Source organism: Bacillus fungorum, assembly GCF_002746455.1.
GTDB classification, from domain to species: Bacteria; Bacillota; Bacilli; order Bacillales; family Bacillaceae_G; genus Bacillus_A; species Bacillus_A fungorum.
The window spans coordinates 1-8,133 of the sequence record NZ_NWUW01000064.1 but is presented as its reverse complement, the minus strand read 5'-3'; the positions used below and the strand labels follow the sequence as shown (position 1 = coordinate 8,133).

At 36.0% G+C, this 8,133-nt stretch carries 7 protein-coding genes and 1 pseudogene; 5 read left to right on the top strand and 3 right to left on the bottom strand.

Annotated elements, in window-relative coordinates; translation table 11 throughout:
• Positions 1-368: 368 nt before the first annotated feature.
• Together CO726_RS29910 and CO726_RS29905 are read left to right on the top strand one after the other, a co-directional pair.
• Positions 369-1,498, top strand: a pseudogene (locus CO726_RS29910) (RNA-guided endonuclease InsQ/TnpB family protein); the annotation flags it as partial.
• Positions 1,499-1,669: 171 nt separating this feature from the next.
• Positions 1,670-2,872: an MDR family MFS transporter gene (locus CO726_RS29905; protein ID WP_099686715.1), complete on the top strand. Its 1,203-nt coding sequence runs from the start codon at positions 1,670-1,672 to the stop codon at positions 2,870-2,872.
• Positions 2,873-2,921: 49 nt separating this feature from the next.
• Here CO726_RS29905 and CO726_RS29900 read toward each other — a convergent pair whose 3' ends face one another.
• On the bottom strand, positions 2,922-3,302 hold the full coding sequence (locus tag CO726_RS29900; RefSeq protein ID WP_136699907.1) for an Hsp20/alpha crystallin family protein: 381 nt from the start codon (positions 3,300-3,302) through the stop codon (positions 2,922-2,924).
• Between the two features lie 124 nt (positions 3,303-3,426).
• Complete coding sequence (locus tag CO726_RS29895; RefSeq protein ID WP_136699906.1) at positions 3,427-3,549, bottom strand: small acid-soluble spore protein P; 123 nt, start codon at positions 3,547-3,549, stop codon at positions 3,427-3,429.
• A gap of 121 nt (positions 3,550-3,670) precedes the next feature.
• Between CO726_RS29895 and CO726_RS29890 the strand changes: the two genes are divergently transcribed.
• Together CO726_RS29890 and pdaB are read left to right on the top strand one after the other, a co-directional pair.
• On the top strand, positions 3,671-3,934 hold the full coding sequence (locus tag CO726_RS29890; protein WP_099686711.1) for a hypothetical protein: 264 nt from the start codon (positions 3,671-3,673) through the stop codon (positions 3,932-3,934).
• Positions 3,935-3,979: 45 nt separating this feature from the next.
• On the top strand, positions 3,980-4,705 hold the full coding sequence (gene pdaB, locus CO726_RS29885) for a polysaccharide deacetylase family sporulation protein PdaB (protein ID WP_136699905.1): 726 nt from the start codon (positions 3,980-3,982) through the stop codon (positions 4,703-4,705).
• Between the two features lie 41 nt (positions 4,706-4,746).
• On the opposite strand, the gene sspO is transcribed toward pdaB, so the two are convergent.
• A complete protein-coding gene (gene sspO / locus CO726_RS29880) occupies positions 4,747-4,896 on the bottom strand; it encodes an acid-soluble spore protein SspO (protein ID WP_000518052.1) in 150 nt (49 codons plus the stop codon).
• A 291-nt stretch (positions 4,897-5,187) separates the two neighbouring features.
• Here sspO and acnA point away from each other — a divergent pair, with 291 nt between their 5' ends.
• The gene (gene acnA / locus CO726_RS29875; protein WP_099686710.1) at positions 5,188-7,911 is read left to right on the top strand and encodes an aconitate hydratase AcnA; all 2,724 of its coding nucleotides are present in this window, start codon (positions 5,188-5,190) and stop codon (positions 7,909-7,911) included.
• Positions 7,912-8,133 lie beyond the last annotated feature (222 nt).

The following is an 8,133-nucleotide window of genomic DNA, read 5'->3' as shown; positions in this document are numbered from 1 at the left end:
CAAGCCTATGGTGGTGGAAAAATCCTCTATCTCTAAGGAGATAAACATATAGTCTGCGCTCATGTGAAAATATGAGAAGTTCATAAGAGAACTGGCTAAGGAATTGCGCCCTTAGTTGAACGAGATAAATTTCATTAAATCTATCAAACTTTAATGAATCTATCGAACGTATGTGTTATGGTGAATTCAATGAAGTGAGAGTATTAATGAAATTTTTACGAGTTAGTCAAGTATCGGAATTAACAGGTTTGTATCCTAGTAGTCTTAGGAGAATGCTGGTGGAACGCGCTACTATTTAGAAGAATCAATCTTTCGTTATCTAAAAGATGAGTGATCGAATAATCGCACAGTAAAGGAGTTAAATTCTGATGATATTGGCGAAGAAAGTCAGACTGATTCCAACGCCTGAACAAGAAAAAGTGCTTAGAAACCATGCTGGTGCTGCAAGATTCGCTTATAACTATTGTAAAAGAATGAGTGATAGATACTATAAGCTATTTGGAAAATCTGTTTCACAGTTAGCTTTACAGAAACGATTTACAAAGATCAAGAAGCGAAAGAGATATGAGTGGTTAAAAGACATCAATGCACAAGTTCCCAAACAGGCTTCAAAAGATTTTGATAAGGCGAGAAAAATTTCGTTCAAAAAGTACAAAAATGGTTATCACACTTCTTATAAATCCAAAAAAGATTTAATCCAAGGATTTTATGCCAATTATGAAAGACTGGTTATAGGAAAGAAAGTAGTTCATATTCAGTCCATTGGGGAAGTGAAAACAAGTCAACAACTACCAAGAAACAAAAAAACATCAAATCCAAGAGTTACCTTTGATGGTCGTCACTGGTGGATTAGTGTAGGGTTCCAAGAAGATTTTGAATCCCAAGAACTAACCAATGAGTCGATTGGTGTGGATGTTGGTTTAAAAGAGCTTTTTGTAGCTTCTAATGGTATGAAAGAACGAAATATAAACAAAGATGCTAAGGTTAAAAAACTTTTGAAAAGGAAAAAGTCAGCGCAAAGAGATATGTCTAGGAGATTCAAAAAGGTGCGAAATTTCAATCTGCCGGATATGAAAAGGCAAAAATCGAGTACCTGCGGTTATCTAGGAAAATTAAGAATATCCGAAATAACCATATCCATCAAGCAACAGCTAAATTGGTGAAAACCAAACCAATGAGAATTGTTGTGGAAGACTTACCTATCTCAAACCTGTTAAAAAACAAAAAACTATCGAAAGCATTTTCCTTTCAAAAATTACACTTCTTCTTTCAATGTTTATCATACAAGTGCGAGAAGTATGGCATTGAGTATGTAAAAGCTGATAAGTGGTTCGCCTCAAGCAAAATTTGCTCATGTTGCGGAGTAAAATACGACCATTCAGTTCAACCAGAAGGGCAGTGGAGTTAAAAAATACGTGAGTGGTGTTGTGTTGGATGCAATAGCCATCACGATAGGGATGTAAATGCGTCGATAAATTTATCAAGATGGGTAAAATAAATGCTTGATAATAGGAGGTAACGATACTGCCTCGTGTGGAGTGTTATACCCCTCGTCCCTTTGGGGCTGCGAGAACACGATGAAGCACTAACTTGTGTAAATTTGATTGAATTGTATAGATTTAGTTACGTTTATCGTATCGGGAAGTTACAAAATATTCATCCGTTAGGAATGACAATTATAATAGGGACTTTATTTGCGAGATTCGCTACGTCAATGAGCATTCCTTTTTTAGCAATTTATTTAACGACTGTTAAAGGCGTATCAGCTGGAATGACGGGTGCTATTATCGGAACGAGTGCACTTGTTGGAGTCTTTGCTAGTTTTATCGGAGGGAATTTATCGGATCGATTCGGCCGAAATATGATTATAATATGGTCCATGATTGTTTGGGTGTTTGTATTTATAGGCTTTTCGTTTGCAGATCATGTTTTAAGTTTCTTTTTATTAAATGCTTTGAATGGATTATGTAGGTCCTTTTTTGAACCGACGTCAAGAGCATTATTATCAGATTTAACGAAACCAGAGTATCGTTTACTCGTATATAATTTGCGTTACGGTGCAATCAATGTTGGAGTAGCGATTGGCCCACTTGTCGGATTACAGATTGGAAGCGCAAAATCTACAATTCCTTTTTTAGTAGCAGCTGGAGTATATATTCTATATACAGCTATATTAGCATTCCAATTTAAGAAGTATCCAATTGAAAAAAAGAAAGTAAATACAAAAAAGCCTGTCACAATGTTAAATGCAATCCGCATTTTACGAAAGGATGTTGTATTTTTAGTTGCGTTAGTTGGTATTATTTTGAGTAATTGTGGTTTTTCACACTTAACGACGACAGTATCTCAATATTTTGCAAATGCACATATATTCCAGGATGGAGTGAAATTATTTTCATATATGTTAGCTTTAAATGCAATTGTTGTAGTCATAATTCAGTACCCTGTTATTCAAATGTGTAAAAAGTATACACCATTAGCATCAATTATGGTTGGGACTTTATTTGTGGGCGGGGGATTATTTGGCTTTGGAATAGTAGAATCTATGCTAGGTGCTGCCGCCTGTACAGCTATTTTTACAATTGGAGAAGTCTTAATGTTTTCAATGACGGATGTATTTATTGATGATATTGCTGTTGCGCATCTAAAAGGAACATACTTCGGAGCGATGGGCTTTTCAGGAATTGGAGGAGTAGTCGGTCCGTGGTTTGGGGGAGTACTTCTTGATTACTACGGGTACCAAAATGGGTTTGTAGTCTTTTCCGCACTAGCTATATTTTCAATTGTAGCGTTTCCGGTTCTGTTAGTTACGAAAGGTTTATTGAAAAAAAGATATGATGAAAATTCTAATATAGAAATACACGCGAAATAACATAAGCCCCAGTAACAAACTGGGGCTTATGTTTGTATTATATTAACTCCTATGTTGAAAAAAGAACTTGCTTTTCATGTTTATCAGCTACTTCATTTTTGGAAATATGAATGGCTAAATATCCATTCTCTAAGCAGGCTAGCATCTTCTTATAAATAATAGTAGCGGGTAAAGGAATGATCCGATGCAAAGAACTATTATTATGAAGTATGCAAATATTTAGGCCTGTCTCCATCTTTTTAATGACTACATTTTGTTCGGATACATTTGGTACATCTGTTTCCAAAATATACTCTTGTTCAGTTTCGCAAAGGTCAATATGAATTTGATTTGGGAAACTAAAGTTACTACAAGAATCAGAACAAAACTGATCCATCCACTCTTCGAAACCATCAACATGAAAAAGACAATCCTTCTTTTTCTTGCCCATGTAAGACACCCTCCGTAAAATCTCAATTCATACTATGTTATGCATGAATGAAGTAGGGGTGAAGAATAAATGGAAAAATATAAACATTGTATGTGGCAAAGATAACTAATGTGAATGCTTTGTTTTACATATCATGATGCGCATGTTTTTTCTGGCGTGAATGGTTACGGTTTTTCACTTTATGAGATCCACTTAATGGTTCAGGTTGTCCTTTATTTTCTTTAGATTCACGATTGTTTTTGCTCATTGTCTGTGACACCTCCTCTTTCTCTTTAGAATGAGAGAAGTTGGTGATTTTATACGAGAATGTTTTTAGAAAAAAGGGTAAAGATAAATGGGACTAACTATTATGGAAAGGGGATTGTATAATGCCATATCATAAAGATAAGCAACAAGCTTTTCAAGCAGCACAGCAAGGAGTTACACAAGCAGAAAACGCATTTAACAACATTGTAAAAAATGATCCAAACTACGGTCATGATTTAAAAGAGTTACGCCAAGAGGTTCAGGAAGCGTATGAACAAATTCAAAATGCATTAGAAGTAGCTTCAGAAACACAACGTCCACAACTTGAGCAATATGAAACTAATCTCCAAAATATTATGCGAAATGTAGATCAATTAGAAAAGTAAATGAGGTTGTTCTGTATTAGGCAACCTCTTACTTTACCGAACATTATGCTAAAAAAGAAAATTTTTTCATTAGTTTTTTCTTTACTATGCGTAATACATATATTTCAAGTGGAAAAAGTGGAAGCGAAAATATTGCTTAGAAAAGAGCTAGAACCAACTGGCTATGTAACGTGGGAAGTACCTAATAATGAAAAGATTATTGCCATTACATTTGATGATGGACCAGATCCAATTTATACATCACAAATATTGGATTTATTACGTCAATATAAAGCTGAAGCAACCTTTTTTATGATTGGATTTCGAGTTCAGCGCAATCCATATTTAGTAAAACAAGTGTTAAAAGAGGGACATGAAATTGGAAATCATACGATGAATCATTTATATGCAAATAATTCATCAGATGAAAAATTAAAAAAAGATATTTTAGATGGAAAGAAATATTTTAAAAAATGGGTAAAGGAACCTTTGCTATTCCGTCCACCTGGTGGATATATTAACGATGCTGTATTTAAAACAGCGAAAGAAGCGGGTTATCAAACTGTTCTATGGTCGTGGCATCAAGACCCACGTGATTGGGCAAATCCAGGAGTTGAATCTATTGTAAATCATGTAGTGAAAAATGCTAAAAGTGGAGATATTGTATTATTACATGATGGCGGAAATGATCGTAGTCAAACAGTAGCTGCGCTAGCGGAAATTTTGCCCGAGCTACACAAACAAGGCTATCGATTTGTAAAGGTTTCGGAATTACTACGTTATAAACATTAGAAAAAATCCCAAAAGGAAAATAGACCTTTTGGGATTTTTCGTTACTGGTTCTTTTTACGTTTCTTATTATTTTGTCGCTCTGCAGGAGTTAAATTCTCATTTGCAAATTCTTCGTTATAACCAGCACCTTGTCCTTGTGCAGATGCCGCATTCATTCCTGAAATAGTATGATTTGCTTTTCTTTTACCCATTTTATTTCACCTCTATAACTTTTTTTGTAAGTTGAATGATGTACAGTTCGTAGTATGCATGAACTGTAAGTAAAGCGCTAATAGAGCACTTTACTTTATGGTAATAGTATTCATAAGGAGCATGAACACTATTCAAATTTAGAAACATAAAGAAAACTTATGATAATCTATAAGTTTCTTATTATTTACTTATTTAGAAAGTTGTAATAAGATATTATCGTAAGGTATTGAAAAGTTTGTCTACATTTTATATTCAGACAACTCAGTCACGTTTAACAGGGGGGAAACATAATGGTCAAACATAATCCATTTCAATCACGTGCAACTTTTGAAGTAGATGGAAAAACGTATCATTATTATGATTTGAAAGCGCTTGAAAATGCAGGGGTTGGCAACGTATCTCAATTACCATATTCCGTGAAAGTTTTACTTGAATCAGTACTTCGTCAAGTAGACGGACGTGTAATTACAGAAGAGCATGTTACAAATTTAGCGAAATGGGGAACGAAAGATGTGCAAGATATCGATGTTCCATTTAAACCATCTCGTGTAATTTTACAAGATTTCACTGGCGTACCAGCTGTTGTAGATTTGGCTTCGCTTCGTAAAGCAATGGCAGATATGGGCGGGGATCCTGATAAAATTAATCCTGAAATTACTGTAGACCTTGTAATTGACCACTCTGTACAGGTTGATAGAGCGGGTACAGCAGACGCGCTTGCATTCAACATGGACTTAGAGTTTAAACGTAATGAAGAACGTTATAAATTTTTAAGCTGGGCACAAAAATCATTTGATAACTACCGTGCAGTTCCGCCAGCTACAGGTATTGTACACCAAGTAAACCTTGAATATTTAGCACCAGTTGTTCACGCGGTGAAAAATGCTGAAGGTGACTTAGTTGCATACCCAGATTCATTAGTTGGAACAGACTCACATACAACAATGATTAACGGTATCGGCGTTCTTGGATGGGGCGTTGGTGGTATTGAAGCAGAAGCAGGAATGCTTGGACAGCCTTCATACTTCCCAGTACCTGAAGTAATCGGTGTGAAATTAACTGGTACACTTCCAAGTGGTACTACAGCAACTGACGTTGCATTAAAAGTAACACAAGTATTACGTCAAAAAGGTGTAGTTGGTAAATTCGTTGAGTTCTTCGGTAATGGACTAAAGAGCATGCCTTTAGCTGACCGTGCAACAATTTCAAATATGGCACCAGAATACGGCGCAACTTGTGGATTCTTCCCAATTGACGATATTTCATTAGAATACTTACGTTTAACAGGTAGAGATGAAGAACAAATTCGCGTTGTTGAAGAATACTGTAAAGCGAATGGCTTATTCTATACAGCAGACAGCAAAGATCCAATTTACACTGATCTTGTTGAAGTTGATTTAAATACAATCGAATCTAACCTTTCTGGACCAAAACGCCCACAAGATTTAATTCCACTTTCAGATATGAAAGATGCGTTCCACAAAGCTGTTGTAGCACCAGTTGGAACACAAGGACTTGGATTTAATGAGCAAGAGTTCGATAAAGAAGTGAAGGTTACATTAGAAGATAAAGAAGTAACGATGAAAACAGGCGCAATTGCAATCGCTGCAATTACAAGCTGTACAAATACATCAAACCCATACGTATTAATTGGGGCAGGTTTAGTTGCGAAGAAAGCAATTGAAAAAGGACTTGTAGTACCTGAGTACGTAAAAACATCATTAGCACCAGGATCTAAAGTTGTTACTGAATACTTAGATAAATCAGGTTTAACAACATATTTAGATCAATTAGGTTTCCAAACAGTTGGTTACGGCTGTACGACTTGTATCGGTAACTCTGGTCCATTAGCGCCAGAATTAGAAGAAGCAATCGCAGCAAATGACTTATTAGTAACATCTGTTTTATCCGGTAACCGTAACTTTGAAGGTCGTATTCACCCGCTTGTAAAAGCGAACTACTTAGCATCACCACCACTTGTTGTGGCATATGCACTTGCAGGTACTGTTGATATTGACCTGAAAAATGATGAAATCGGTAAAGATGCAAATGGCAATGCTGTTTACTTCAACGATATTTGGCCGTCAGCTAAAGAAATTGAAGATGTAGTTCAAAGCGTTGTTACATCTGAACTGTTTAAGAAAGAATATGCACAAGTATTTAATAGCAATGAGCGTTGGAATGAAATCCAAACTTCAAATGAAGCTTTATATACTTGGGATAATGATTCAACATACATTCAAAACCCACCATTCTTTGAAGGTTTATCTAAAGAGCCAGGTGAAGTTGAAACATTATCAGGCTTACGCGTAGTTGGTAAATTTGGTGACTCTGTAACGACAGACCATATTTCACCAGCAGGTTCAATCGGTAAGCATACACCAGCAGGACGTTACTTATTAGAAAACGGCGTACAACCAGTTGACTTCAACTCTTACGGTTCTCGTCGTGGTAACCATGAAGTTATGATGCGTGGTACATTTGCAAACATCCGTATTAAAAACCAAATCGCACCAGGAACAGAAGGCGGATATACAACATATTGGCCAACTGGTGAAGTAACATCAATCTATGATGCTGCTATGAAATATAAAGAAGATGGCACAGGCCTTCTAGTTGTTGCTGGTAAAGATTACGGTATGGGAAGTTCTCGTGACTGGGCTGCGAAAGGTACAAACTTATTAGGTATTAAAGCAGTAATCGCAGAAAGCTTCGAACGTATCCACCGCAGTAACTTAGTATTAATGGGCGTATTACCACTTCAATTTAAAGATGGCGAAAGCGCTGAAACGTTAGGTCTTGTTGGTAACGAGTCATTTGAAATTCAAATTGACAAAACAGTTAGACCGCGCGATCTTGTAAAAGTAGTTGCAACTGATGCAGATGGCAATGAAAAACAATTTGAAGTAGTAGCTCGTTTCGATAGTGAAGTTGAAATTGACTACTACCGTCACGGTGGTATCTTACAAATGGTTCTTCGTGAGAAAATTGAAGAGTCAAAAGTATCAAACTAAATAATTGAAATGAATGATGAGGTTGTCCCAAAAGGTCGTTAAAAACGAACTTTTGGAGACAACTTCTTATATTTTACCTTTATATGGATAAAAATCCCGATCATAAGTAGAAAACCAATAGGTTTTCTATTTATGATCGGGGTTTTTCGCTTTTGATTGAGCTGTTGTTGTCCATTTCCGTAAATTATGGGCAACACAAATAAGACCCCATTCCAATCTGTT